This window comes from Cystobacter fuscus (assembly GCF_002305875.1).
GTDB classification, from domain to species: domain Bacteria; phylum Myxococcota; class Myxococcia; order Myxococcales; family Myxococcaceae; genus Cystobacter; species Cystobacter fuscus_A.
In genome coordinates, this window is record NZ_CP022098.1 from 1,945,595 (window position 1) to 1,971,170 (window position 25,576).

The 25,576-nt window shown below is 69.8% G+C and carries 20 protein-coding genes; 7 read left to right on the forward strand and 13 right to left on the reverse strand.

Annotated features, from left to right (window positions below; all coding sequences use genetic code 11):
- Nucleotides 1-3: 3 nt before the first annotated feature.
- Nucleotides 4-327 (reverse strand): hypothetical protein, encoded by a 324-nt coding sequence (locus CYFUS_RS08115; RefSeq protein ID WP_095984704.1) that lies wholly within the window; start codon nucleotides 325-327, stop codon nucleotides 4-6.
- Nucleotides 328-517: 190 nt separating this feature from the next.
- On the opposite strand from CYFUS_RS08115, the gene CYFUS_RS08120 reads away from it, so the two are divergent.
- Entirely contained in the window at nucleotides 518-1,318 is an 801-nt protein-coding gene (locus tag CYFUS_RS08120; protein ID WP_157758317.1) for a hypothetical protein, read from the forward strand.
- A gap of 84 nt (nucleotides 1,319-1,402) precedes the next feature.
- On the opposite strand, the gene CYFUS_RS08125 is transcribed toward CYFUS_RS08120, so the two are convergent.
- Complete coding sequence (locus CYFUS_RS08125) at nucleotides 1,403-1,639, reverse strand: hypothetical protein (protein ID WP_095984706.1); 237 nt, start codon at nucleotides 1,637-1,639, stop codon at nucleotides 1,403-1,405.
- Between the two features lie 375 nt (nucleotides 1,640-2,014).
- Between CYFUS_RS08125 and CYFUS_RS08130 the strand changes: the two genes are divergently transcribed.
- Genes CYFUS_RS08130 through CYFUS_RS08140 form a run of 3 tightly spaced genes read left to right on the forward strand, consistent with a single transcriptional unit; the run spans nucleotide 2,015 to nucleotide 5,106 of the window.
- On the forward strand, nucleotides 2,015-2,377 hold the full coding sequence (locus CYFUS_RS08130; protein WP_198316503.1) for a hypothetical protein: 363 nt from the start codon (nucleotides 2,015-2,017) through the stop codon (nucleotides 2,375-2,377).
- On the forward strand, nucleotides 2,374-3,768 hold the full coding sequence (locus CYFUS_RS08135; protein WP_095984707.1) for a sensor histidine kinase: 1,395 nt from the start codon (nucleotides 2,374-2,376) through the stop codon (nucleotides 3,766-3,768). Before CYFUS_RS08130 ends, CYFUS_RS08135 begins: the two co-directional genes overlap by 4 nt.
- Nucleotides 3,769-5,106, forward strand: a complete 1,338-nt coding sequence (locus tag CYFUS_RS08140) for a sigma-54-dependent transcriptional regulator (protein ID WP_095984708.1) — start codon at nucleotides 3,769-3,771, stop codon at nucleotides 5,104-5,106.
- Between the two features lie 24 nt (nucleotides 5,107-5,130).
- Here the strand turns inward: CYFUS_RS08140 and CYFUS_RS08145 are convergent, their stop codons facing one another.
- Genes CYFUS_RS08145 through CYFUS_RS08155 form a run of 3 tightly spaced genes read right to left on the reverse strand, consistent with a single transcriptional unit; the run spans nucleotide 5,131 to nucleotide 7,126 of the window.
- Nucleotides 5,131-5,544, reverse strand: coding sequence for a secondary thiamine-phosphate synthase enzyme YjbQ (locus CYFUS_RS08145; protein WP_095984709.1), 414 nt, complete (start codon nucleotides 5,542-5,544; stop codon nucleotides 5,131-5,133).
- Between the two features lie 31 nt (nucleotides 5,545-5,575).
- Complete coding sequence (locus CYFUS_RS08150; RefSeq protein ID WP_095984710.1) at nucleotides 5,576-6,310, reverse strand: alpha/beta hydrolase; 735 nt, start codon at nucleotides 6,308-6,310, stop codon at nucleotides 5,576-5,578.
- Nucleotides 6,311-6,325: 15 nt separating this feature from the next.
- Nucleotides 6,326-7,126 carry a peptidylprolyl isomerase gene (locus tag CYFUS_RS08155; RefSeq protein WP_095984711.1) on the reverse strand — a complete coding sequence of 267 codons (801 nt, stop codon included), beginning with the start codon at nucleotides 7,124-7,126 and terminating at the stop codon, nucleotides 6,326-6,328.
- A 206-nt stretch (nucleotides 7,127-7,332) separates the two neighbouring features.
- Between CYFUS_RS08155 and CYFUS_RS08160 the strand changes: the two genes are divergently transcribed.
- Entirely contained in the window at nucleotides 7,333-10,464 is a 3,132-nt protein-coding gene (locus CYFUS_RS08160) for a lipase/acyltransferase domain-containing protein (protein WP_095984712.1), read from the forward strand.
- Between the two features lie 58 nt (nucleotides 10,465-10,522).
- Here the strand turns inward: CYFUS_RS08160 and CYFUS_RS08165 are convergent, their stop codons facing one another.
- Both CYFUS_RS08165 and CYFUS_RS08170 read right to left on the reverse strand, forming a co-directional pair.
- Entirely contained in the window at nucleotides 10,523-11,935 is a 1,413-nt protein-coding gene (locus CYFUS_RS08165) for a cytochrome P450 family protein (protein WP_095984713.1), read from the reverse strand.
- 19 nt (nucleotides 11,936-11,954) lie between these two features.
- On the reverse strand, nucleotides 11,955-12,476 hold the full coding sequence (locus CYFUS_RS08170; protein ID WP_095984714.1) for a MarR family winged helix-turn-helix transcriptional regulator: 522 nt from the start codon (nucleotides 12,474-12,476) through the stop codon (nucleotides 11,955-11,957).
- Between the two features lie 244 nt (nucleotides 12,477-12,720).
- Between CYFUS_RS08170 and CYFUS_RS08175 the strand changes: the two genes are divergently transcribed.
- Nucleotides 12,721-15,372 carry a carboxypeptidase-like regulatory domain-containing protein gene (locus tag CYFUS_RS08175; RefSeq protein ID WP_095984715.1) on the forward strand — a complete coding sequence of 884 codons (2,652 nt, stop codon included), beginning with the start codon at nucleotides 12,721-12,723 and terminating at the stop codon, nucleotides 15,370-15,372.
- Nucleotides 15,373-15,422: 50 nt separating this feature from the next.
- Here the strand turns inward: CYFUS_RS08175 and CYFUS_RS08180 are convergent, their stop codons facing one another.
- Both CYFUS_RS08180 and CYFUS_RS08185 read right to left on the reverse strand, forming a co-directional pair.
- A complete protein-coding gene (locus tag CYFUS_RS08180) occupies nucleotides 15,423-17,732 on the reverse strand; it encodes a di-heme oxidoredictase family protein (RefSeq protein ID WP_095984716.1) in 2,310 nt (769 codons plus the stop codon).
- A 247-nt stretch (nucleotides 17,733-17,979) separates the two neighbouring features.
- Complete coding sequence (locus CYFUS_RS08185) at nucleotides 17,980-20,706, reverse strand: bifunctional acetate--CoA ligase family protein/GNAT family N-acetyltransferase (protein WP_095984717.1); 2,727 nt, start codon at nucleotides 20,704-20,706, stop codon at nucleotides 17,980-17,982.
- Between the two features lie 153 nt (nucleotides 20,707-20,859).
- Here CYFUS_RS08185 and CYFUS_RS08190 point away from each other — a divergent pair, with 153 nt between their 5' ends.
- Nucleotides 20,860-21,570: a hypothetical protein gene (locus tag CYFUS_RS08190; protein WP_095984718.1), complete on the forward strand. Its 711-nt coding sequence runs from the start codon at nucleotides 20,860-20,862 to the stop codon at nucleotides 21,568-21,570.
- A gap of 73 nt (nucleotides 21,571-21,643) precedes the next feature.
- On the opposite strand, the gene CYFUS_RS08195 is transcribed toward CYFUS_RS08190, so the two are convergent.
- From CYFUS_RS08195 to CYFUS_RS08210, 4 genes are all read right to left on the reverse strand, one after another.
- The gene (locus CYFUS_RS08195; RefSeq protein ID WP_095984719.1) at nucleotides 21,644-22,186 is read right to left on the reverse strand and encodes a peptidase M23; all 543 of its coding nucleotides are present in this window, start codon (nucleotides 22,184-22,186) and stop codon (nucleotides 21,644-21,646) included.
- Nucleotides 22,187-22,237: 51 nt separating this feature from the next.
- Entirely contained in the window at nucleotides 22,238-23,251 is a 1,014-nt protein-coding gene (locus CYFUS_RS08200) for a HEAT repeat domain-containing protein (protein WP_095984720.1), read from the reverse strand.
- Nucleotides 23,248-24,429, reverse strand: coding sequence for a HEAT repeat domain-containing protein (locus CYFUS_RS08205; protein WP_095984721.1), 1,182 nt, complete (start codon nucleotides 24,427-24,429; stop codon nucleotides 23,248-23,250). The genes CYFUS_RS08200 and CYFUS_RS08205 overlap by 4 nt, the downstream gene beginning before the upstream one ends.
- A gap of 112 nt (nucleotides 24,430-24,541) precedes the next feature.
- Nucleotides 24,542-25,423: a hypothetical protein gene (locus CYFUS_RS08210; protein ID WP_095984722.1), complete on the reverse strand. Its 882-nt coding sequence runs from the start codon at nucleotides 25,421-25,423 to the stop codon at nucleotides 24,542-24,544.
- Between the last annotated feature and the right edge of the window lie 153 nt (nucleotides 25,424-25,576).

Consider the following 25,576-nt stretch of genomic DNA (forward strand, 5'->3'; position numbering starts at 1 on the left):
GGCTCAACCCTGGCTGGCGGTCATGAACGCCACCTGCCGCTCCTGCAGGAACGCCAGACACTCCATGAGGATGGCGGGGGGCGGGAACACGGGCGCCTGGGTGAAGCTCACGAACGCGCTCCTGACGCCCTCGTAGAGGGCGGGGTCGAACGGCGCTCCCGGCTGGGTGCTGGCGAGCAGCTCGTGCATCTTGCGCAGGACGGGCTCGGCGGTGCCGGTGGCCACCTTCGCCTCCTTCTCCAGGGTGGCCAGCAACTGCTCCCGCCTGGCCACCAGCTCGGGGGGCTCGATGGGAAGCGCGGAGGAGTTCGGAGTCGTCTGCGACATGGGCGGTCTCGTTGGGTGACGGAGGTTCAACGGCAAGCCGGCGGCATGTTGGGAGAAAAAGGAGCTCCAGGCAATCCGGGGAGTGGCCCGCCCTCCACCCGGGGGTTCTGGTCGGGGACGAGGACAAGTGCTACGCGCGGGCCCCATCGTGGCTCCGTGGAGGGAGCGCGCCTGGCGAGGAGTCTGTGGGATGTCGTCTCAGTGGGTGTCGTGGCGGTGGGGCAGGGCGTGCGTGATGGGTCTGTGCGTGGGTCTGCTGGCCTGTCGTGGAAGTGAACGGGCCGCGCCTGGCGTGTCGCGCACACGGGAGGTTCGCGAGCCCTCGGCCCTGGCCGGGTCCACGCGCGCGGGCGTGCATGGCATGGTTGTCTTCGGAGACCAGGGCCTCTACCTCTACCACCTGCCCATGTGGCACGGCCTCCATGCCTGGCAGATCGTCATCGAGGCCCGCCTGGATGAAGCGGGGCGCCGCCTCTACGACTCGGACCGGGCCGCGGGCAGCCCGCTCGTGACCTTCGAGCCGGAGCCCTTCGCCCTGGCCTCGCTGAAGCCGGGCTTCACGCTGGAGGGCACGCTCTACCACGGGCACTTCGAGCAGGGCGGAACGCCGCTTCCTTCCGCGGACAGCGCGGCGAAGGTGTCGTTCACGGTCCAGCGTCTGCTCATGGTCAAGGCGCTGCGACCCACCGATCCGGCGCCCTCCTCCGCGAGCTACCGGGTGTTTGGCCGGGAGGGAGAGTGGTTTGGCGTCCACGTCGCCAGCCGCGCTCCGGACTTCGATCAGATCCTCCGCCTGGAGACGCGTTCCCTGGCCCTGGGCGACGCGCGGGGGAGCGCGGGCGTGCCCGTGTCCGCCATCCTTCCGGGTGACGCGAGCCACCGGCCTCTCGTGGGTTCCGCCTGGACGGGACGTCTCGAGGATGGCACCGAGGTGTCCTTCACGGTCCAGCGCGAGGAGTACTTCAGCACCACCGACCTCGGGGGGCCGTGAGCCGGCGGGCGCTTTGAGCTGAAAACGACGAGGGCGCCTCCCGGGATGGGGGCGCCCTCGGACGATGCGGCTCGAGGAGACGAACTACTTGGTCTCGGCGGCAGCGGCCTTCTTGTCGGCCTTCTTGGCGGGCTTCTTGGTGGCCTTCTCGGTCTTGGCGGCCTCGGGCTGGGGCTCGGCCTTCACGCCCTCGGCCTGGGCCTCGGCCTTCAGCGCGGGAGCCGGCTCGGCGGCGGGAGCCGGCTCGGTGGCCTTGGTGGGCTCGGAAGCAAACGCGGACAGCGACGCGGACAGCACAACGGCGGCGAGGACGTTCTTCATGGTCGGGCTCCGGAAGGACGAAGAAGCGTCGCTTGAGTGCGACGTTTCGTCCGCGTGACAGAGCACCCGCCGTGCCACGGCCTCTTCCCAGGGGCCGTGGTGTTGGATTGCGGAGATTCTCCCCATGTCGCCTGCCCGGCATGGGGGCACCCTCCCCACAAACCCACCGCGCTCTTTGACGTGACCCTTCATCTTGGGGATGCTGGCCCTGTCAGCCGGCCAAGGTAGAGCCCGGTCTAGCCCTGAGGCGCATGACGCGCGGCGGAGGACGGGAGCGAAGGCATGCGGTACCTCTTCATCGCGGTGGTCATGTGTGGGTTGGAAGTCGGGTGCGTGACTCCAAAGGTAACCGCACCACCCCCAGTGTCGGAGGACATGGATCAGTGGAAGCGCCGGTATGAGGAAGAGCGTGAACGGGTGGAAGCGCTGGCCATGCGGCTCGCCTCGGTGGAGAGCGCGCTGGAGGTGGTGAACCTGGAGCGCGCCGAGCAGGTGCTGCTTCCGCCGTTGTGGCAGGACGAGCTGGAGCGGGTGCAGGCGGAGCGGCACACGCTGGTGGAGCACAACGCGCAGCTGGTGACGAAGCAGCGCGAGCTGACGGCCATCCAGGAGGAGCTGGAGGACGTGTGGTACCAGTCGGCGCTGTCCCGGGCGCGGCGGCGCAGCCAGCCGCAGCCGCTGCCCATTCCGCCCCTGCCGCCCGCGACTCCTCCCGCCGAGTCCGCCAGCACGCCGTGAAGTCCTCTCCTTCGATCCGGGTCTACCGCGCGGGCTTCCTGTTCGCGGTGATGCTGCTGTCGGCCGTGGCCGCCTTCTTCCTCTGGACGGAGGTGCGCACGAGCCATGAGGTGGCCGCGCGCTTCCAGGAGTCGTTGGACCGGGCGGGGCTCATCGGCCGCATCCGCGTGGACGCCATCTCGCTGGAGTCCGCCATCGAGGCCCACATCCGGGCCACCAACGACGCGGAGCGCCAGGAGGCCAACGAGGTGATGGAGGACATCCTCGCGGACGTGCGCGACGCCACGCTCGCGTACACGCGCGGCCTGCCCAAGGGAGAACCCCTCGTCGTGTGGGAGCGCTTCAACATGGCGTGCACGCGCCTGGCCGAGCAGGTGCGGGCCGCGGCGGTGCTCTCCAATCGTCAGGAGGCGGAGCGGGCCCGGCACCATCTGGTGGAGCAGGTGCGTCCGCTGGCCGAGGAGATCGACGGACTGGCGGGCCACCTCAACCGGGAGAACGCGGAGGAGGGCCGCCTGCTGCTCGACCATCTGGCGGCGCTGCGCACGCGCAACCTGGCCTTCGGCGGCGCGGTGACGCTGCTGGCGATGCTGGTGTCCCTGTCGGTGGTCTGGCGCATCACCTCGGTCATCAAGCGGCAGGGAAAAACCATCCAGGCGCAGATGGAGGAGCTGGACCGGCGCAACCAGGAACTGGATGCCTTCACGCGGCGCGTGGCGCACGACCTGATGGGCCCGCTGTCACCCCTCAAGGGCTACCTGACGCTCTTGCGCCGCTCGGGCGCGGTGAAGGAGCCGCAGGCGCTGGAGCTCGTGTCGCTGTGCGAGTCGAGCGCGGTGCGCATGGGCGAGCTCATCGAGGCGCTCCTGCGCTTCTGCCGCGCGGGCACCCGGGGCGAGCCCGTGGTGGGCGAGCTGGACACGGCGGTGAGCACGCTCCTGTTGGAGGTGAGCCAGACGGCGGCGGCGCAGGGCGTGGCCCTGGAGCGGGAGTTGGGCTCGGGCGTAAAGGTGATGTGCCCCTCGCAGCTCTTGCAGATCATCGCGCAGAACCTGCTATCCAACGCGGTGAAGTACACGGCGGGCCGGCCCGACGCGCGGGTGAGCGTGCGGGTGGCGCGCGAGGGAGGCGAGGCGGTGTTCGAGGTCGTCGACAATGGCATGGGCATGAGCGAGGACACCCAGGGCAAGCTCTTCCAGCCCTTCTTCCGCTCGCCGGAGACGCGGGGCATTCCCGGGCACGGGTTGGGTCTGGCGACCACCCGGCGTCTGGTGGAGGCGCACGAGGGCACGTTGCGGTTGCACTCGGCGCCGGGCGCGGGCACCCGGGTGACGGTGCGCTTTCCCCTGGCGGCCGAGGCGGCGCCCGTTGCCCAGAGGGGAGCGGCCTAGATGAATCCCGCGCGCATCCTCGTCGTCGACGATGATCCCCACGCGAGGGATCTGCTCAAGCGCCTGCTCGGCATGCTCGGCGAGGTGACGCAGGCGTCGGATCCGAAGATGGCCGCGGCGCGCATGGCGGAGGAGGGTCCGTTCGACCTGGTGTTCACCGACATGGCGATGCCGAACGCGGGCGATGGACTGCTCGTGCTGCACGAGGTGCGCGCGCACCTGCCGGACACGCCCGTCATCGTGGTGACGGCGTTTGGCAACATCGAGGGCGCGCTGGACAGCATCCAGCAGGGCGCCTTCGACTACCTGTCCAAGCCCTTCGACGTGGACGCCATCATGCGCGTGGCGCGGCGGGCGTTGGAGCAGAAGCGGCTGGTGGAGGAGAACCGCTCGCTGCGCAAGCAGGTGGAGCGCGGCGCCATGGTGGGCCGCAGCCCGGGGCTGCTCGAGGTGTACAAGCAGGTGGCGCGGGCGGCGGCCACGTCGGTGCCGGTGCTCATCACCGGCGAGACGGGCACGGGCAAGGAGATGGTGGCGCGGGCGCTGCACCGGCGCTCGCCGCGCTCGACCGGACCCTTCATCCCGGTGGACTGTGGCGCCATCTCCGAGTCCCTCATGGAGAGCGAGCTGTTCGGCCATGCCCGCGGCTCGTTCACCGGCGCCACGGGGGCGCGGCGGGGCCTCTTCGAGGAGGCACACGGCGGCACGCTCTTCCTCGACGAGATTGGCGACGTGGGCCCCAAGGTGCAGGCGCAACTGCTTCGCGCCCTGCAGGAGGGGGAGATCCGCCGCGTGGGCGAGAGCGCGCCCGTGAAGGTGGACGTGCGGGTGGTGGCGGCGACGAACAAGGACTTGAAGGCGCGGGTGGCCGAGGGGCTGTTCCGCGAGGACCTGCTCTATCGCCTGGACGTGGTGCACCTGCACCTGCCGCCCCTGCGCGAGCGGCGCGAGGACATCGCGGCGCTGGTGGAGCACTTCGCGGCGCTGCACGCGCGGGGCGGGGTGGCGCCGGTGGTGGCGGGCGAGGCGATGGTCCGGCTGGCGGCGTATGACTGGCCGGGCAACGTGCGGCAGTTGGAGAACGTGGTGGCGCGGGCGCTCGCGCTCAACGTGACGGGCGTGCTGGGGCCCCAGGACTTTCCCGAGCCCATCGGCGACGCGCCCAAGAAGCTCAGCGGCCTCGCCGGAGACATGCCGAGCCTGGCCGAGCTGTCCCGGCGCTACGCGGCCCATGTGCTCCAGCACGTGGGGGGCAACAAGAGCGAGGCGGCGCGCCTGCTGGGCGTGGATCGCAAGACGCTCTACAAGCTGCTCGAGGCCCAGGAGCCCGAGGAGTAGGGCCCGGCCCGCGCTTCAACTGCTTCAGCTCACCACGGAGACCGTCACCCGGCGCTGGTGGGCCGCGGTGCGGTGCTCCCAGACGTAGAGGCCCTGCCACGTGCCCAGGCTGGCCTCGCCGCCCTTGATGGGCACGCTGATGGAGTTCTGCGTCAGCACCGTGCGCACGTGCGCGGGCATGTCATCCGGGCCCTCCGCGTCGTGGACGAAGAGTGGATCCCCATCCTTCACCAGCCGGGAGAAGAAGGACTCCAGGTCCCTCCTCACGTCTGGATCCGCGTTCTCGCACAGCAGCAGCGAGGCGCTCGTGTGGTGCAGGAAGATGGTGCACAGGCCCTCACGCGCGCCGCTCGCCGCCACCGCCCGCTGCACCTCGTCCGTGATGTCGTAGAAGCCCCGGCCTCGCGTGGCCACCGTCAATTCCCTGGCGTGGTACATGGCTCGCTCCTCTTCCGGGGCTCCTTCCCGCTCAGCGCTTCAACAGCCGGACGTGGAGGAACTCCGCCAGCTTCGCCAGCTCGTCCGGATCGATGGTGTGCGGCCCGTCGAAGGGCACGAAGTCCACGAGCAGGCCCGCGTTCTTCAACAGCTCCCGCAGCGACTCGGCCTGATGGAAGGGCAGGATGTCGTCGTGGCGCCCGTGCCCCTGCAACACCGGCAGGCCCTTGCGCCGCTCGGCCCGCTGCTTCCACTCGTCCTGGCAGATGAGCGCCCCCGACAGGATGCACAACCCCGCCGGAGCCTCCTCCAGCCGCAGCGACAGGTCCGTCGTCACCATGGCGCCCTGGCTGAAGCCGCCCAGGACGATGCGCCCATAGGGCAGCTTCGTCGCCGCCGACAGCGCGGACAGCATCCCCATCAGTCCCCGCCGCGCCTGCGCGAGCCCCTCGGGCACGGACACCGCGAACTTCTTCCAGTCCCGCTCCCGCCCCATCAACACCTCCGGGGGCAGGTGGAACCACGCCCGCGCGGACGGCATCCCCATGGCCGCGAGCGACAGGGGCGCCGCGGGGAAGACGAAGCGGACCTTGGCGCCCAGCTCGGGCTGCAACTGCACCAGCTCGCGCGCCAGTGGCACGAGGTCCGTCGCGGGGGCCCCGTAGCCGTGGCACAGCACCACCGCCAGCTCCGGGTTCGTTCCCTCCGGCACCGCGTCGAACACCTGGCAGTCCAGCTCGCCCAGCTTCGTGCTCACTCGTCGCATGGTGTTTCGTCTCCCCTACGTGGGCTGCTTGTCACTGACGATGACCTTCTTGAGCACCACGTCCTTCTCTGGCCGGTCGCCGGGAAGCGTCTTCACCTGGGACATCTTCTCCACCACCTCGTAGCCCTTCACCACCTCGCCGAAGATGGTGTAGCCGCCGGTGAGGCGCTCCAGCGGAGCCACGGAGATGAAGAACTGGCTGCCGTTGGTGTTGGGGCCGCGGTTGGCCATGGCCAGGATGCCCGGCTTGCTGAACGTCAGGCCATTGCGCGTCTCGTCCTCGAAGGTGTAGCCCGGCGAGCCGACGCCCTGGCCCAGCGGATCTCCGCCCTGGATCATGAAGCCCGCGATGATGCGGTGGAAGAGGATGTCCTTGTACAGCGGCGTGTTCTTCTTCTCCTGCTGCGTCTTCGGGTCCTTCCACGCCTGCTCTCCCGTGGCGAGGCCCACGAAGTTGGCCACCGTGAGCGGCGACTGCTTGGAGAAGAGCTTCACCACGACGTCACCGTGGTTGGTCTGCAGCGTGGCGAACAGTTCCTGCCCGCCGAGCGCCTTCTTCTGCCAGGGGCCGGGGTTCTCGCCCGGGGGCTGGGTCCGGGGCGCCGCGCTGGCGCCGTGCTCCTGGGGCTGCGCGGCGGCCGGCGTTTCCGCGGGGGCCTCGCTGGGAGGAGGAGGGGGCGCGGGCGGCGGCGTGGCCTGCTGCGTCGCCGTGTTGGCGGGGGGCGCCGCCGGGGGAGTGCTCTGGGGCGGGTTGTCCTTGCAGGCCGCCAGGGTGGTGAGGAGGAGGAGTCCCGTCGTCAGGAATTTCGTGCGCATGGGGCGGGCATCCTACAGAGCGAAGCCGCGCTCGCAACCGGAACGCTCCGGGATGGCGCCGGGGCGTGGCGGCGCAAGCGTTCAGTCCCCCACGCTCCCCGGGCGCGGATGGGTCGGAGGGGAACCATACGATTCCGGCTATCGTCAGACCTCCTGGGTCCCCTGCGTACACGGGCCCAGGAGCCCCGCTCCCCCAGGAGGAAGCCATGGCCGCCGTCATCAAGGATGTCGTCGTGTTGCTGCCCGGTCTGCTCGGCAGTGTGCTCAAGCGGGACGACAAGGAGATCTGGGGCCTGTCCGGTGGGGCCATCTTCCGGGCCCTCTTCAGTGGCGCGGGCAGCGTGAAGTCCCTCGCCCTGAAGTCCGACAGCGGGGAGGACGTCGCGGATGATGGGGTGGTGGCCACCGCGGTGCTCCCCGACACGCACCTCATCCCCGGCTTCTGGAAGGTGGATGGCTACACCCGCGTGGCCGAGACGCTCGTGAGCCGGCTCGGCCTCATCCCGGGCGCCAACTTCTTCGAGTTCCCCTATGACTGGCGGCGCGACATCCGCCACACCGCGAAACGGCTCGCCCGCGAGTCCGCGCGCTGGCTGCACACGTGGCGCAAGAGCAATGGCGGCTCGCCCGATGCGCGCCTCATCCTCGTGGGCCACTCCATGGGTGGCATCGTCTCGCGCTACTTCCTCGAGTGCCTCGGCGGGTGGAAGGACACGCGCGCGCTCATCACCTTCGGCACGCCCCATCGTGGCTCCCTCATGGCCCTGCAGGCGCTCGCGCTGGGCTTCCGCAAGGACCTGGGGCCGGTGAACCTGGTGGACCTGACGGACATGGTGCGCTCGCTGCCCTCGGCGTACCAGCTCCTGCCCATCTACCCCTGCGTGCGGCTGGCGGACGGGCGGCTCGTGCGTCCGGGCGAGGTCCAGGGCCTGGGCCAGCTCGATCCCGTGCGCGCCGCCCAGGGCCTCGCCTTCCAGCGGGAGATCGAAAGCGCCCTGGCGGCGAACGCGAAGAGCTCCGAGTACCTCGAGCGGGGCTATCACCTCTACCCCGTGGTGGGCACCTTCCAGCCCACGTTGCAGGGGGCCCGTGTCAGCGCGTCCGGAGCCGTGGAGATGCTGACGAGCGAGCCGGATGGCACGGACCACGCCGGCGATGGCACGGTGCCGCGCGTGGCCGCGCTGCCGCTGGAGGAGCGCGGCCAGGTGCGCGCCATGTACAGCCCCACGTCCCATGCCTCGCTGCAGAATGCCTTCGAGGTGCTGGCGCACGTGGAGGGACTCATCACCGGCCAGCATCTCGCGCTCGACAAGTACCGCGACTCGTTGTTCGGGCCCGCGCCGAGCATGCTGTCGCTGAGCATGGAGGATGCGTTCGCGCACGACGAGCCCGTGGTCATCCGCGTGCGGCCCTCCACCGAGACCGTGTCCCTGCGGGCGTACGTGTCCAACGTGAAGACGGCGGAGTCCTTCTCGACGCCACTCGTCCGGGGACCGGATGGACGGCACGAGGGGACGCTGGCTCCGCTGCCGCCCGGGCTCTACCGCGTGAGCGTCAAGGGCGGCCCCGAGGTCATCCCGGTGAGCGACGTCTTCGCCGTCTTCCACCGTACCGGGGCGCTGCCCGAGGACGAGGAGGAGACGCTGGAGTTCGCGGTGGGCCAGGGGACGGGCGCGACGTCGGAGTGGCGCTCGGAGTCGTTCTCCGCCCCGGTCACGGAGGAGGATCTCGCCGCGAAGCTCGCGGCACGGGACGAGGGGCGCACCATCACCCGCTACCCCTCGGTGGAGCCGCGCACGGCCGCGCGCCCGGGCGAGGAGCTCGCCGTGAAGGTGGACCTGTCGATCCTCGAGGTGGGCGCGGAGTCGGAGTCCGCGGGGGTGTCGCTCTCCGGCCTTGCCGAGGATTGGAAGGAGTTGCCCATCCAGGTGCGCCTGTTGTGCGCGGAGATGACGTTCAAGCCAGGAGAGGACACGGGCGAGGTGGTGGTGCGGCGCAATGACAGCTCCAAGCCGGTGACGCTCTTCGGCACCGTCAACGCGGGGGCCTCGGGCGAGCTCTCCCTGGTGGCCACCTTCGAGTACCAGGGGCGCTTCTGCGGAGCGGCCCGTCGGCGCGTCCCCATCGTGTCCACGGGCACGGGCAATCCGGGTCGGGGCCCGTCACGTGCCCCCTCGGCGTCCTCGTCCGGCGGGGGCGTGTCGGCCTCCGCGAGTGACGGGGAGGAGGAGCGAGGGGTCTTCGCCGTGGACGCGGGGGCCCAGAAGCCCCACCTGACGGTGCAGATCCACCGGTTGGATCCCTCCAACCCCCAGCGGCTGTACTGGATGCTCCACGTGGGCGTGCCGTGCGAGGGATTGCCGGCCCGGCTCTCGGGAGACCTCAACCTGGGCTCGGATCCGGCGGCGTTCTTCCAGAGCGTGGCGTCCACGGCGCGCGAGCTGCGCTCGGGCGAGCACTACGCCTGGTTTCTCGGGCTGGGCAAGCTGCTCTACCAGCGCACGCCCAGCGCCTTCCGGGAGACGTTCAAGGCGCTGCGCCAGCAGTATGGGCCGGGCTTTCCCATCCAGTTCATCACCGATGATCCGCACGTGCCCTGGGAGCTGATGGCGCCGGTGGACGTGCCGGGCGCGGAGCTGTTGTGCATGGAGCACCCGGTGGCGCGCTGGCTGCTGGACTACCAGACGTCGATGTCGGCGCGGCTGACGCAGGGGGACATCCTCACCGTGGCGCCGGACTACCAGTTCCACCCGCACCTGGCGCCCCTGCCGCAGGCGCAGGAGGAGTCGCGGCAGTTGTCCAAGCGCTTTCGCGCGGTGCGGGTGGCCGGAAGGCGCCAGCCCATCCTGAGCCTGCTGACGGGCGGCTATCCGCGCGCGGTGGGCCTGTTGCACTTCGCCGGACACGGCAAGTACAGCGCGAACAACGAGGTGTCGCCCTCGCGGGTGTTCCTCGAGGATGGCACCCTGCAGACGCTCGAGGTGCGCAACTCGCTCACGATGCTGGGGCAGAAGTCGCGGCCGCTCGTCATCTTCAACGCCTGCGAGGTGGGCGCCGCCACGGAGCTGCTGGGAGGCATTGGGGGTTGGGCGGAGACGTTCGTGAGCGAGCGCTTCGCGGGCTTCATCGCGCCGCTGTGGCCGGTGCAGGACGCGCACGCGCGCAGCGCGGTGGAGCACCTGGTGGGGGACCTGATGGAGCAGCGCATCAGCGTGGGCGAGTCCCTGCGGCGGCTGCGCGAGCGCGAGGCGAAGACGTCTCCCACGTATCTGTCCTACGTGTACGTGGGGGACGTGATGGCGCGCTTCTCCCCGCCGCACGCGCCTCCCAAGGCGTGAGGCGCGACCTGCCCGCGTCCCAGAGTGGGCGGACGCGGGTGGGGCCGGGCGCTGGAGACTAGAAGCGGACGGGCACCCGGTCGAAGCCGCGCAGGCCGGAGCCGGTGTTCCACCGCAGCGACTCGAAGGGCACCTCCAGGCGCATGCGCGGGTAGCGCCGGAACAGGGTCTCGAAGGCGATCTGCCCCTCCAGGCGGGCCAGGGGCGCGCCCAGGCAGATGTGGATGCCCTTGCCGAAGGCCAGGTTGCGGTGCGCGTTCGGCCGCGTGATGTCGAACACGTCGGGGTTGGGGAAGTGCTGGGGGTCGCGGTTGGCCGACGCGAGCCCCACCGACAGCTTCTCCCCCTGGGGCAGGTGCGTGCCCGCCAGCTCCATCTCCTCCTTGATGATGCGCGGCGTGGACATGTAGTCGACCGGGCCCCAGTAGCGCAGCGTCTCCTCGACCGCGCCCTTGGACAGGTTGGTGGGGTCGGCCAGGAAGCGCTCGAGCTGCTCCGGATGGGTGAGCAGCGCCACCACGCCGCTGCCAATCAGGTTCACGGTCGTCACGTGCCCGGCGAAGAAGAGGATGAACACCATGGACACCATCTCCTGGTGGTTGAGCTTGTCCCCTTCGTCCTGGGCGTGGACCATCTGGCTGATCATGTCCTCGGCGGGTTCGCGCCGCTTGCGCTCGAACAAGCCATCCAGGTACCGGGCGAACTCCCGCAGGCTGCTCCGCCGCAGCTCGTCCATCGCGGCGTCACGCCGATCCGCGCCGAGCAGGCTCTCCGCCCAGCCGTGCACCCGCGACCGATCCTCCTCGGGGATGCCGAGCATGTCGCTGATGACGGTGATGGGCATCGGGTAGGCGAACGCGTGGAGCAAGTCCATCCGGCGCTCCCCCTCGCGCTCCCCGCGCTCGGCGGCCGCGCGCTCCACCTGGTCGAGCAGGGTGTCGGCGATGCGCTGGATGCGCGGCCGGAGCATCTCCATGGTGCGCGCGGTGAAGTTGGGTTGGACGAGCTTGCGCAGCCGTGTGTGGTCGGGCGGATCCAACATCAGCAGGCTGTAGGCGATGGGGCGGACCTCCTCGGGCATGTACTGAAGGTTCGCGCGCTGTTCCGGCGTCAGGGACGTGCGGAAGTCGGACGAGAGGCGCTCATCGAGCAGCGCCTCCACCACCTCGTCGTAGCGGGTCACGAAGAGGCGCTCCTTGGCCGGGTGGCTTCCGGACTCCGGCCGCTTCGTGCCCCCCGGAAGCACCGCGTCCGCGAAGTTGTGGGCGAACGAGGTGCGCACGACGGGGGCCTGGGTCCGCAGGTCCGCGTAGGTGGCGTACGCGTGGGCGAGGAACTCCGGGCTCTCCTTGTCGAGGAGCGCGGGGCAGCGCGGCGCCTCGCGCAGGGCCTTCATGGGGCAGGTGGCCTGGGGCGTGGGCCCACTCGCCGCCGCCTTCGTCGTCTGTTCGTTCACGGGATTCGTCGCCATGGTGTCCTCCTCGTTGGTGTCACTTCCGTCCTGCCTTCGACTTCTTCGCCGGCTCCTCCTCGTCGAGGAGGGTGGGCGGCGTGCGCTCTTCCAGGGCGAGCAGTGCCCGCTCCACCAGTTGCATCGAGCGACCCAGTTCCTGGAGTTGCTCCGGGGAGGCGCTCGCGAACTGGGCGGTCAACTCGGCGGCCAGTGTCTGTTGGACCTCCAGGCTCACCGCGAGCCCGTTCTCCGTGAGCACCAGCCGGAAGCGCCGCCGGTCCGTGGGTTCGGCCTCGCGCCGCACGTAGCCCTGTCGCTCCAGGCGATCGACCAGGCCCGTGATCACGGCGGGCGTGACGCGCAGCCGGCGCGCCAGTTGTCCGGGTGAGGACTCGCCTTCCCGGAGCGCGTAGAGCACGCCCAACTGGCGCAGGCTCAAGTCCCGGCCCAGGTGGTTGGCCTGCATGCTCGCCACCGCCCACCGGTACAGCCGGGGAATGAGCTGGAGCGCCTGGAGGGCGTACGCGTTGGCGGGCTGGGAGGTCAGGGGCTGGCGCATGGCTGGGTGTCTCGTACCGGGTTCGCCTGCACCCGATGGTTTACCTGGCAAAAGGTATGACAGGCAAATCGCTTTCCGGCCAGGGAATGTTCGTACCTGGTGGGGGGAGCGAGGCGGGTGGTTGGCATGTGGTTGAAGAAATGCCGTGAGTGTACGGACCGAGGGGGGGGATTGTCGTGGAGGGCGCCGGGTGGAGCCGCTCTCCGGCTAGTGTGGTGTCCCCTCTCTGGAACGGACAGCGGGTATGCGCAGACTCACACTCGTGGTGGTGGTCTTGATGGGAGTGCTCCTCCTGCTCTGGCTCGGACTCCGGGGGAGCGGGAGTCTCACGGCGGGGGATACTCCATCGCCGGGGCGGGAGCCGGGGCGACGAGCGGGCCTGGAGTTGCAGCCGGAGCGGCCCGAGGACGTGGGCGCTCGCGGTGGCGCGGATGCGGGCAGTACGCCGTCGCTGGTCGTGGCTCCCACGGAGGCGGAGGGCGTGCTGGAGGTGGAGGTGCTCGCGGGCGAGCGTCCCATGCCTGGTGCCAACGTCCGGTTGTACTGGCGCGGCGCGCGCGACCCGCGCCTTGACGAGATGTCCTGGCGGCTGGCGAGCACGGCCACCACGGACGCGCGGGGCCGGGCACGGCTCTCTTCACGGCCCGGGGGCTACCTGATAGCCGTCCACGCCGAGGGTCATGCGCCGCTGCGGCGGCCGGTGTCGCGCCCCCATGGTGAGGCGCGCACGAGCCTGCGCCTCGTGCTGGAGCGCGGCCACTCGCTCACCGGCCGCACGGTGGTGGCGGGGACGAACGAGCCGCTGCCCCTGGTGGAGCTCGTCCTCACGGCGCATGGAGGGCGCCTGGACCGTGGCTTCGAACCCGACGCTCCCGCGGAGGAGCGGGTGTACGCCACGAGCAACGAGCGGGGAGAGTTCCGCGTCGAGGGGCTCTCCTCGGGGACCTACATGCTGGATGCGCGGGCCCCGGGGCAGACGCGCGAGGTTCTGCTCGGGGTGGAACTCCCCGCGAAGGCTCCACTGACGGTGGCCCTGGAGAGGGCGGGGGTGATCGAGGGCTTCGTCGTGGATGCGGAGGAGCGGCCCGTGGCGGATGCCGAGGTGATGGTGAGCGGGCCCACGACTCCCCGGCAACTCACCACGGGCGAGGGCGGCGGCTTCTCCGCCGAGGTGAGCACCGGCTCCTACCTTCTTTCCGCGCGGCACGGTGCCGAGGCGGGCTCGGTGGACAAGCTTCTGTTCGTGCGCGCGGGGCAGACGGTGCGGGACGTGCGGATCCGGCTCGGGCGGGGGGCGGTGCTGGAAGGCCGGGTCCTCGCGCGGGCCACGGGTGCTCCGGTGGAGGGCGCCCGTGTGAGTGTCCGCCCCACGGGCCGTCCGGGAGACGCGGGAAGCGGGGTGACGGATCGCGCGGGGCTGTTCGCCCTGAAGGGCCTGGCTTCCGGTGGCTATGATCTGGTGGTGCATGCACCCGGCTATTCCCGGCTCTCGCGCAGGGGATTGATGGTGGCCGCGGGTGAGCGCTTCCCGCTCGAACTCCAGCTCGAGGGCATGGGCACGGTGGAAGGCCAGGTGCGGGATGCCGCGGGAGCGCCGCTGCCGGGCGTGCGGGTGGTGGGGGGCCTGCGTTGGGCGGGCGGGTGGGGGAGCGCCGCCGAGTCCCGCACCGATGCCGATGGGCACTACCACCTCGAGGGATTGGCCATCGGCCGCGTGGACATCTCCGCCCTCTCGGAGGGCGCGGACCTGGGGGTGAGCCAGTCCGTGGACGTGAAGGCGGGAGAAATGACCCGGGTGGATCTCACCCTTCAGCGGACTGGCACGCTGGAGGGCGTGGTGCGCACGGCGCGGGGCTCGCCTCCCTCCAAGCCGTTGGAGGTGAGCGCCTATTCCTTGACGACGCCTTCATCCTCCAGCCCTCGGCCCGAGCGGATCGCGCTGGATCCCTCCGGGCGCTTCCGGATGGTGTTACCGCAGGGGTCCTACCATGTGCTTGTCTCCTCCCATGTCGAACCTCCCATGCGGGAGGTGAAGGTCGAAGCGGGACGGACCGTCCAGACCGAGCTGACGTTGCCTGAGGACTCGGGTGATGTCTTGCGGATCAAGGGCCTCGTCCTCGAACCGGATGGGACTCCTTCTCCCCATGCCTGGCTGATGCTCTCCCTCGAGGGGTTCCAGGGGGGACGCGGCTCGGGGGCGTTTGTGGACGGGGAGGGGCGCTTCAGCTTCTCCCACGAGCTGGAAGACGCGAAGGCCAGGCTGTTCACGGCGACTGCGAGGAACGGCGGACGCATGGGAGAGACGCAGCAACTGGTGAAGCGTGGCGAGCAGGAAGTGGTGGTGAGGTTGCGGCCTGGGACCTCGGTGCGCGGCCAGGTCGTGCGGAGGGATGGTCAGCCCGTGCGGGGTTTCGTCCTGGCCGTTCGACTCCCGGGCCTGAAGTACCTGGCGGGCTTGGACACCCTCGAGTTTCCCGGAGATCGCTTCGAGTTGTCGGACGTGCCCGATGAGCCCGTGACGTTGTCGGTGCGGACCCTGGAGGGCGCGATCGGGGAAGTCCATCTATCTCCGTCGGTGGGGACGACGGCGGAGGTGACGGTCTCGGTGGAGTCGGGAGCGACCGTGCGAGGCCGGGTCGTGGATGCCGCCACGAACGTTCCCCTGGCCGGAGTGTTCGTCCTCATCAGGGGACAAGCGCTCCGCTCCTCCCGCACCAGCGCGGATGGACGCTTCACGCTGGAGAACCTCTCCTCGGGAGAAGACAGTCTGGAGTTTCTGGCGAGCGGAGTTCGTCTCGGCCAACGCCCGGTGAAGCTGGTGCCCGGTCAGTCGCTCGACGTGGGGGACATTCCGGTCGAGTCGCGTCGGGCTCCTGACGCGGGCGTGCCCTGGTAGGCAAGACGCCGCCGGGGGGAGTGCCCCCGGCGGCGGAGACGACGGGTGCGTCAGATGCTCTGCAGGAACTTGATCAAGGCGTCGCGATCCGAGGCGGACATCTTGACGAAGGACTGCTTGGCGGCCTCGCCCTCACCGCCGTGCCAGAGGATGGCCTCGGACAGGGTGCGCGCGCGACCATCGTGCAGGTAGGCCTCGCCGCCGCTCACGCCCGCCGTCAGGCCGATGCTCCACAGCGGAGCGGTGCGCCACTCCGAGCCCGACGCGTTGTTCTCCGGCAGGCTGTCGGCCAGGCCCGACCCCATGTCGTGCAGCAGCAGGTCGGTGTAGGGGCGGATCGTCTGGCCGCGCAGCTCGGCGTTCGGGTGGTAGGCGCTCGTGGTGAGGGTCGCCTTGTGGCAGCTCGCGCACCCCGCGCTCTGGAAGAGCGTCTCGCCGCGCTGGGCCTGGGTGTCGTTCAGGTTGCGGCGGGCCGGCACTCCCAGCAGGGAGATGTAGCGGACGATCTTGTCGAGATCCTGATCACTCAGCTCGGTGCTGGTGCCCGTGCAGCCCTGCTGCGACGCGCCGCAGTCCAGCGACTTGTAGACGGACGTGGTGACGCCCATGTCGCCATTGAAGGCATCGGCGACCTGGTGGCGCACGCGCGCCAGGCCCGCCTTCCAGCCGAAGCGGCCCATGCGCAGCTCGCCCGTCTGGGGATCCCTCACGTTGCTCATGCGTCCGGAGATGCCATCACCATTGCTGTCATTGGGGTCGGACAGGGCGGCGATGTCGGTCTCGGGCACGGCCTCCAGCAGGCCCAGGCCGACGAGCTGCGGGGTGGCGCGCACCGAGAAGTGGGTGGGGATGACGTTGGTGAAGCCGTAGGTCGGCTTGCGCAGCTGGTAGGCCGTCCCATCGGCGAACTGGCCGCTGGTGGTGGTCCAGCCGGAGATGCGCACGTCCGCCTCGGGCGTGCCGCTGGTGCTGCGCGGCTGGAGCTTGGCGCCGATCTGCGGATCCGCGGTGACGGTGCTTCCGCTGACGCGTCCCACCTTGACCACCATGTTGGTCAGCGTGGTGTTGGTGGCCTGGGGCAGACCGCGGCCGTTGTTCTTGTGGCAGGCGACACAGGACTCCGCCACGTAGTTGACCCCCAGCTTACCCACCTGCTGGGTGAACACGGGATTGCCCGACTCGGAGTGGGTGCCGTCCCCGAAGTGGGTGTGGTGGATGCGGCGGCCCTCGACGAACGGCTGCGCGTTCACGGGCGCCAGGTTCGTCGCCAGCTGCATGAAGCGCTTGGAGGGCTCGTTCGAGTAGGGATAGTTGAGCGTGGTCCGGCCGCCGCTCCAGGCGGTCTCCGGCAGCGGGAAGGAGTCCAGGGTGGAGCCCACGCCCTCGAACGGGACGATGCCGCCGGTGCCGACGATGTAGAGCATGGTGCTGGAGTAGTAGTTGAAGCGTCCTTCCACCGGCTGCTTCAGGAAGACGCCCACTTCGATCTCCATGCGATCGCCCACCTTGATCGCCCGGCCTTCCTTGGCGTTGTAACCCACGCTGGCGGTGTAGTGATAATCGTCCGTCGTGCGGGTGAAGGTGCCGTTGTGCCAGTACTCCGCCGTGGTGTTGATGCCCCGGAAGAAGGCGCGGAAGTTGGTGCCGTCATGGGGGTAGGTGGTCGTCATGTTGACCTTGACCTGGGTGCCGCCCTTGGCGACCTCGTCGATGATGTCGAGGTAGAACGTGCGGCCGGTGAAATACAGGCTGAGGAAGTGCTCGTATGCCTGGAATTGGGATTCACGGGCATGGCGGTCGCGCACGCGGTCGCCCACGTGGGTGATGATCGCCGTGGACGTGTTCTCCACGAGCACGGGCTCCAGGGCCGTGCCGCTGTTGAACAGGGGCACCACGTTGGTGGTTCCGCCGCCGTCGAAGGTGCCCGAGTCCGGTGTTCCCGCGTCCTGGGGGCCGCCCGCGTCGGGCGTGCCCGAGTCCGGCGTGCCCGAGTCCGGCGTGCCCGAGTCCGGCGTGCCCGAGTCCGGCGTCGCGCTGCCATGGACATACCGGGCCGTCGCCGTGTCATAGGCGCAGTTGCACGCGGTGTCCCAATACGTGAAGTTGTAGTCGACCGTGGCGCCGCTGGTCAGGTTGGTGATCGTGTATTCGTTGCGCCCGTTGACGACCGCCATGCGGACGTTGAGCTGGCCACCGTTGTTGACGCGGTAATGGATGTCCGCCCAGGTCGTGGTGTTGATGTACGCGATGGCGGAGGAGCCCGAGCCCTGCACTCCAGATGCGGGGGCCGCGAGACCTTCACCCGCCCACAGGCCGGTGACCATCATCGCGACGGCGAGTCCAGTGATTTTGTATTTCATGGTGGTGCTTCGTCCTCCTCATCCAGGTTGCGCCGAAACCAAACGGATTCCTGCGAAAGCAGAGGAAGAAGAAAAATGATTTTTAGGGTTAAGTCCAGCTATTGAGATGTTTTTATGAGAATTCAATAGCTGGACGCGGTGCGCAATACAGGGACCCCGGGGCTGTTGGCTGTCTTGCAACCGACAAGTCGGTGCACCGGGGTACGCGTGCTGAATCGTGTCAGTCCGGACGGGGAAGGATGGACCCTCAGTCCAGCTTCTTCACGGCCTTGACCATGTCATCGCCGAGCTCCCCCTCGTGAATGTGGAAGCCCAGCTTGCGGCAGACGCGCTGCATGGCGCCATTGCGCGACAGGATGTCCGCCACGATGTAGCGCAGGCCCCAGTCGCGGCCCACCGTCACCAGCCGCTGGAGCATCTCCGTGCCCAGGCCCTGGCGCTGCACCACGTCGCTGATGAGCAGGGCGAACTCCGCGGCCTCCGTTCCGGGCAGGCGCGTGAGCCGTCCCACCCCGAGCACCGTGCCGTCCGCCCGGGTGGCCAGCAGCGCCATTTCCCTCCCGTAGTCGATGAAGCAGATGCGCGCGAGCCGCTCGTGGGCCACGCGCTGGTCCAGCTTCATCATCCCCGCGTAGCGCAGGAACACCGACTGCTCGGAGAGCGTGTGGTGGAACTCCACCATCTTCGGCTCGTCCTCGGGGCGGATGGGGCGGATGTGCAGCTCCTCGCCGTCGCTCGCCCGCCATCGGTCCACGTAGCGCTGGGGGTAGGGGAGGATGGCGAGCCGGGGCAGTTGTGCTTCCGTCACCTCGGGCTCGTGCAGCACCACGCGCGCATCCAGCGCGATCATCCGCTCCTCCGAGACGAGCAGCGGGTTGATGTCCACCTCCTTGATGAGGCGTTGCTCCACCACCAGGTGGCTGAAGCGCACCAGCAGCTTCTGCAGGGCCGCCAGGTCCACCGGCTTGCGTCCGCGCACGCCGCGCAGGGCCTCGTGGATGCGCGTCTGCTCCATCATCCGCCGCGCCAGCGTGGTGTTGAGCGGGGGCAGGCCCAGTGCCCGGTCCCGGAACACCTCCACCAGCGTGCCTCCGGTGCCAAACAACAACACCGGCCCGAATTGCGCGTCCAGACCGCTGCCCAGGATGAGCTCGTAGCCGTCCAGCTTCACCATGGGCTGCACCGTCACGCCCTGGAAGGCGTCCGGCTGTCCCAGCTCCTCGAGCCTCTGGCGGATGCCGTCGAAGGCCTCGCGCACCGCCTCCTCCGTGCGCAGGTCCAGGCGCACCCCGCCCACGTCCGTCTTGTGGGTGACGTGCTGGGAGTTGAGCTTGACCACCACGGGAAAGCCCAATGCCCGGGCCTCGCGCACCGCCTCGTCCGCGCTCGATGCCAGCCGGGTCTCCACCGTGGGAATCCCATAGGCCGCCAGCAACCGCTTGGACTCGTACTCCGTGAGCATCGTGCGGCCCGCGCGGCGCGCCTCGCGGATGAGCGCCTCGGCCTCCTCGCGCCGCTCGGGCTCCTCCGTCAGCACGGGGGTCTCGTACAAACCCGCCAGGTTGTACGAGTAGCGCCACATGTAATTGAAGATGCGCGCGGCCGTGTCCGGGTAGCCGAACGTGGGAATCCCCGCGTCGTTGAGGATGCGCTCGCCCTCGCTCACCTCCGAGCCGCCCATCCAACTGGCGATGATGGGTTTGCCCATGCGCGCGTAGGGCTTGAGCAGCTCCGCCGTCTGCGTGGGCTTCGTCATGTCCTGGGGCGTGAGGATGACGAGCAGGCCATCGCTGTTCTCGTCCGCGCCCGTCACCTTGAGTGCCCGCGCGTAGCGCTCGGGGTCGGCGTCACCGAGGATGTCCACCGGGTTGCCGTGGCTCCAGGCGGGCGGCAGGAAGGTGGTGAGCTGCTCGCGCGTCGTGTCCGACAGCCGCGCCAGCTCGCCGCCTCCCATCACCAGTGCGTCCGTGGCCAGGACGCCGGGGCCTCCCGCGTTGGTGAGCACGGTGAGGCGCCGTCCGTCGGGGCGAGGCTGCCGGGCGAGCACCTCGGCCATGTAGAAGAGGTCCGCGATGGAGTCCACGCGCAGCACGCCCGCGCGGCGGAAGGCGGCGCTGAGCACCTCGTCGCTGCCCACCAGCGAGCCCGTGTGCGAGGCCGCCGCCGCGGCCGCCTGGGCGGTGCGTCCCGCCTTGATGACGATGATGGGCTTGTGCAGCGCCACCGCGCGCGCCGCCGACAGGAACGAGCGCGCGTCTCCCACGGACTCCATGTAGATGAGGATGCTGCGCGTGCGCGGGTCATCCCCGAGGTAGTCGATGATGTCGCCCCAGCCCACGTCCATCATCGAGCCCAGGGACACGATGGCGCTGAAGCCCACGGCCTCGCGCTGGCTCCAGTCGAGGATGGCCGTGAGCAGCGCGCCACTCTGGCTGATGAAGGCCACGTTGCCCGCTCGCGCCACGCTCCCCGCGAAGGTGGCGTTGAGGCCGTTGGGCGGCCGCATCACGCCCAGGCAGTTGGGGCCGAGCACCCGGATGCGCGCCCGCCGGGCGATCTCCAGCACCTCCTGCTCCAGTCGCGCGCCCTCGCCACCCACCTCCTTGAAGCCCGCGGAGATGATGAGGGCGTTCTTCACCCCCACCTCGGCGCACTCGCGCATCACCTCGGGCACCGTGGCCGCCGGGGTCGCGATGACGGCCAGCTCCACCGGCTCCGGCAGCGCGCGCAGGGTGGGCCAGGCGGTGATGCCCAGCACGTTCTTGCGCTTGGGATTGATGGGGTAGACGGTGCCCCCGAAGGGGCTGCTGATGAGGTTCCACAGGAGCGTGCGTCCCACGCTTCCCGGCTTCTCGCTCGCGCCAATCACCGCCACGCTGCGCGGCGCGAAGAGAGCGTCGAGTGGATGGCGGTCTCGCTGGTGCAGCAGGTCGTACGACGGGTCGCTGGGGGGCGGACGGTTCGTCGGATCCATGGCGCGCTCCTGGGCTGCTCCTCCGGGTGATTCAATAATGGACGAAGAGCCCCGCGATGGGGCGTCGTCTGGGTATCAGTTGTCACCTGGACGAGACACACAAGGACCTCAGGGGGGGCTGGCGTTTCCGAGGCGAGGTGTAGCTTTTCGCGTATGCGATTCCCTTACTGGTCCATGGTGTTGTCCTTCTTCCTGTCGCTTCCGGTCTTCGCGAACGAGGATCCCCTGGCCGAGCTGCTCCCGCGCCTGGCGGCGGCCGAACAGGCGCGCGAGCAACGCAGACAGGGCCGGAGCACCTTCGCCACCACTGTGTGGGAAGAGCTCGACGACGAGGGCAAGACGAAGTCCCGCCTGGAGTCCTTGGAGCGCAACGAGTGGCGCGAGGGCAAGCGCGCCACCACGGTGGTGCGTGCCACGCAGGATGGACAGGACATCACCGAGAAGGTGCGGGAGCAGCGCGCGAAGGAGGAGAAGGCCCGGGCCGAGAGCAAGGAGAAGCAATTCCAGCTCGACTACCTTCCCTTCTCCCCGAGGGAGCAGGGCCGCTACCGCTTCGAGGTGAAGGGCCCGGACTCCCGGCAGCCCAACCTGCTGCGCATCGCCTTCGCGCCCAAGGACGGCAAGAGTTCGGATGGGCTCGTGGGCGAGGCCCTGGTGGATGGGCGCCGGGGCGAACTGCTGCGCATCAGCACCCGACCCACGCAACTGCCGAAGCTCGCGGACAAGGTGGACATCACCCTGGAGTTCGATGCGTCTGGAGCGCAGGGCCGGGAGCTGTCGCGCATCCTCGCCACGGGCGAGGGCGGCGTGCTCTTCATCAGACGGCGCGTGCGTTCCACCACGACGTTCTCCTACGCGCCCTGAGGAACGAGCGCGGGATGGACGACCGGAGGACCGTTCCGCCCGGTGGTGGTGAGCGGAACGGGGCGCGCGGGGACTACAGCGTGGGGGCGCCGATCACCGTGGTGCAGTTGCCGGTGGTGCCGCAGGTGGTGCCCTTGCTGGTGTACCAGGCGGACTTGCGGGTGCCGTACTGGCGGTTGTCCGCGTGCACGTGGGGACCGGTGGCGTCGCCGGTGCCGCCCACCAGGCCCAGGGCGCAGCCGTCGCACGTCTTCGTGCCGGAGCTGGCGTTGGCGTAGATGTGGAGCTGGCGGAACTCCCAGCCGCTGCCGCCGGAGACGACGTAGTAGTTGCCCGCGCCGCCGTTACAGGTGGAGCCGTAGCACGCCGCGCCACAGCCGCCGTAGTACTTGTAGGCGAAGCTGCCCGCGAGCATGCCGCGGTGGTTCCACTCACCGCACGTGCCGTTGCTGATGTCGAGCGCCGTGTGGCTGCCGCTGCTGCAGCTGTAGTACGTCGTCGAGTTCACGCGGGCGTTGGGCTCGCAGATGGGGCCCTTGGCGCTCGCCGCGATGGCCATGCCAGCCCAGCCAGCCAGCAGGGCGCTGGCGGTGTACATCACCTTCTTCATGTTCATACGTCCTCCTCGGGGGGCACTGCGCTGCGGGACTACGGGGTGAGACAGCCGCTACCTGCGCAGGCGCTCCTTCTCGCGCAGCAGCAGGTGCCACTCCTGCAGCCCGAGCCTGAGCGCGGACTGCCAGGCATCGATCTCCGGATCCATCCCGGGGGCCACGCCTCGCAGGGACTCGAGCGTGGCGCGGGCGCCCCCCATGCCCAGCCTCACGAGCCCCTGCAGCGCGGCCTTGCGCACCGTTGGATCCTTCTCGTCGCGGTAGAGCGACACGAGTGCGTCGCGCATGGCGGAGGACTCCGCTCCCGGCACACCGCCGAGCGCCGTGGCCGCCGCCCCGCGCAGGGCGGGGTCCTCCGAGCGCAACTGCTGGCGCAACCGCTCCACCGTGTCGTGGCCCACCGCCTCCATGGACACCTCGGACAGCAGCTTCGCGGCCGCCTGGGGATCCTTCGAGGCCAGCGCCGCGGACACGGCCGCCTCGGACACGGTGCGCTCGTGGCCGAAGTACACCTTGGCGCTCTCGTGGATGAGGTTGTCCACCACGGCCTGGCGCACCTCGGGGGCGCTGTCGCGGATGAGCTGCTCGTACGTCACCACGCCGCCGTTCTTCGTCATGAGGTCCACGGAGCCGGTGCCCCGCAGGCCCCGGATCGCCGCGGCCCGGGCCTTGGGGTCTCCGTCTCCCGACGCGCGAGCGAGCAGCGGCTGCACGAGCGTGGCGTCCTCCGTGAACGAGGACTTGCTGGCGAGCGCCATGCCCAGCGCCTCCAGGGTGTCCGGGTCCCGCTCGTCCTGCACGGCCGCGCGCAGCTCGTCCGCGGGCATGACGCGCGCGGCGGTCTTGAGCCGCTCCCGGGCGTACTTGCGGTAGGCGGGCGAGCCCGATTTCAACGCCACGCGCAGCTCGTCGATCATCCCGGAGAACGAGCACGCCGTCTGCCGCAAGGGCGTGGCGGTATCGGCGGCGTGGGAGGTGGCCGGCAGCAGCCAGGTGGCCGAGGCCAGCAGCGTCGCGCGCCACCAGGACGCGCGCCTCGCGAGGGCGGAGGGGAGCGGGGGATTCATTGGTGGGGTGCTCCTTCCTCGATGGTGCAGCGGTGGCGCTCCTGGACGCCGAGCCAGATGCGGGCGAAGTCCACGGTGCCCTCGGCGTAGAGCCGCTGGAAGTCCTGGTAGTCCTGTGCGAAGCGTGGGTCCTGCGCGGCCATCTGCCGCAGCAGGGGCAGGGCCTCGGGTCCACCGGCGCGCACGGCGAAGCGGAAGAGGGCCCAGCGCACGCACTCGTCCTTCTCCAGCGGGAAGGCGGTGCGGTAGGCCTCCAGGGCCTTCTGGGGCTCTCCGGTGACGGCGAGCCGGAAGGCGGCCATCTCCCGCACGTCCCGCTCCGGATCCTTGCGCATGATGCTCGCGAGCCGATCCATCGTCTCGTCTCCGATGAGGGGATCCGAGTAGGAGGGCATCTCGAGCGCCAGCAGGCGCACGGCCAGGTCCTCGGACTTCTCGCCCACGTCGAGCAGCTCGTTCCAATAGGGAGCGAAGGTGCCGGTGCGCTCGTAGTCCTCCTTCATCACCCGGCCGATGGTGCGCGTGGCCACCCAGCCCGCCGAGTCCGTGGCCGGCTCCATCGCGAGTGCCTTGAGGCGCTGGATGTTCGTGGGGGACAGGCGCTTCTGCGTCTCCAGCGCGTCCACGGCGGCGGCGCGGGTGCCGAGCTGCGCGCCCGGGTCCTCGCCCATCTTCAGCAGGCGCTCGACCACCTGGGGCTGGTGGACGGCGGGCGCGTGCTTCATCGCCTCCATGTAGACGCCCAGCTCCGGCGGCGCGGACTTCTCCGCCCACTCGAGCACCTGGAGCGCCTTGCCCGCGTCGTTCGCGATGAGCTCCGTGAGCCGCTCCTGGAGGTAGAGCAGCAGATCACTGTCCCCCGCTGCCGCCGCGGCGCTCAGCGCCTGGCGGAAGGTGTCCAGCGAGCCGTTCTGGTCGAACTCCGCCACGCCCTCCCAGCACCCGGGCATGGGCAGGATCTCCTCCTTCGGCTTGGGCTCCCTGGGGATGGCGGGGCCCGCCGCTCCGGGTGGCGCGGCGGCGGTGGGCGCGCCGCTCGCGGAGGAGGACCGGGAGGCCGGAGCCTCCGCGGAGGCGCTCCGGGAGGAGTCCGGAGGGCGCGAGATCAGCGCCGCTCCGAGGGCGATGAGCAACAGGACACCGAGGGTGCCGATGGCCTTGGAAGAGGGACGTTGCATGGGCTGAACAGGCTTTACCTGTTAGCACAAACAATTATCGCATTCCAAGATTTCTGGAATAACGGCTTTTCTTGCTCTCCGTATGGCCTGGGCGGACCGGCGGTGTGAGGGATTACTTGCTGCAGCCGCACCAGGGCGAGGTGGTCGTCTTGGCGGCCTGATCGGCCCAGTACGCCGCGCTGTAGCGCGCGACGGAGTAGCCGCTCAGCAGGGTGGAGCGGTCCTGCTCCGTCAGGGTCTTGTCCGCGAGCGTCTCCTTCTCGAAGGACTTCGTGGCCGCGATCAGCTTGTCCGTGTCGAGGGGCGCGACGGTGGTGAAGTAGCGGGTGAGCCGCTGGCCCACGGCCGCCGTCATCTTTCCGCTCTCCACGCGCTTCTTGATGGAGGTCTCGATGTCGTCGTTCGCGGTCGAGGCGACGAAGTCGAGCGAGTCGTACCAGCCCTCCTTGAACTCGGGCAGCGCCAGGAACTCCTGAGGGGTCTTCAACTCCTTGGCCGCGTAGTCCCAGAGGGGGCCCTGGGTGCGATCACGCGGGAAGGGGAACGGGAAGGGGTTGGGGATGCAGCCTCCCGGGCCGATGATGGACACGGAGTTGTCCAGCTCCACGTTGTGGTGCCTGCCGATGTGATCGAACGGGTTGAGGGCGTTGGAGGGATCGCTCGACGCCCGGCTGCCCGCGGACACTCCCTGGGTGGTGGTCGTCGCGGAGGCGGCTTCGACGGAGGCCTGGGTCCCGTAGATGACGGCACCCGCGACGGTCCCGATGACGGCGCCCTCGGGGCCGAAGACGGCGCCGATCGTACCGCCCGTTTGTGCCCCCTCGATCGCTCCCACGATGTCGGCGCCGATGACCCGGATCCACTTCGGCCAGCGCAGGGGCTGAGCGGCGGCGGTGGTCTCGGGGGTGGGCTCGGGCTCGGGCGCGGGGCCACAACCCGAGGCGAGGACACAGGCGAGGAGCAGGGAGGAGGGGCGGAGCAGGGTGCGGATCATGGGGTCCTCTTCTTCCGGGGGAGGGGACCGCGAGGCCGATGCCTCACGGTGGCTCGGCGGACTCGCGGAGCGTGCCCTGACCCCAAAGCAGGAAGCAGGCCAACGCGTGTTTCCCTCTGTGGACGGTGAAGACCGTTCTTACTGTGTTGTCTG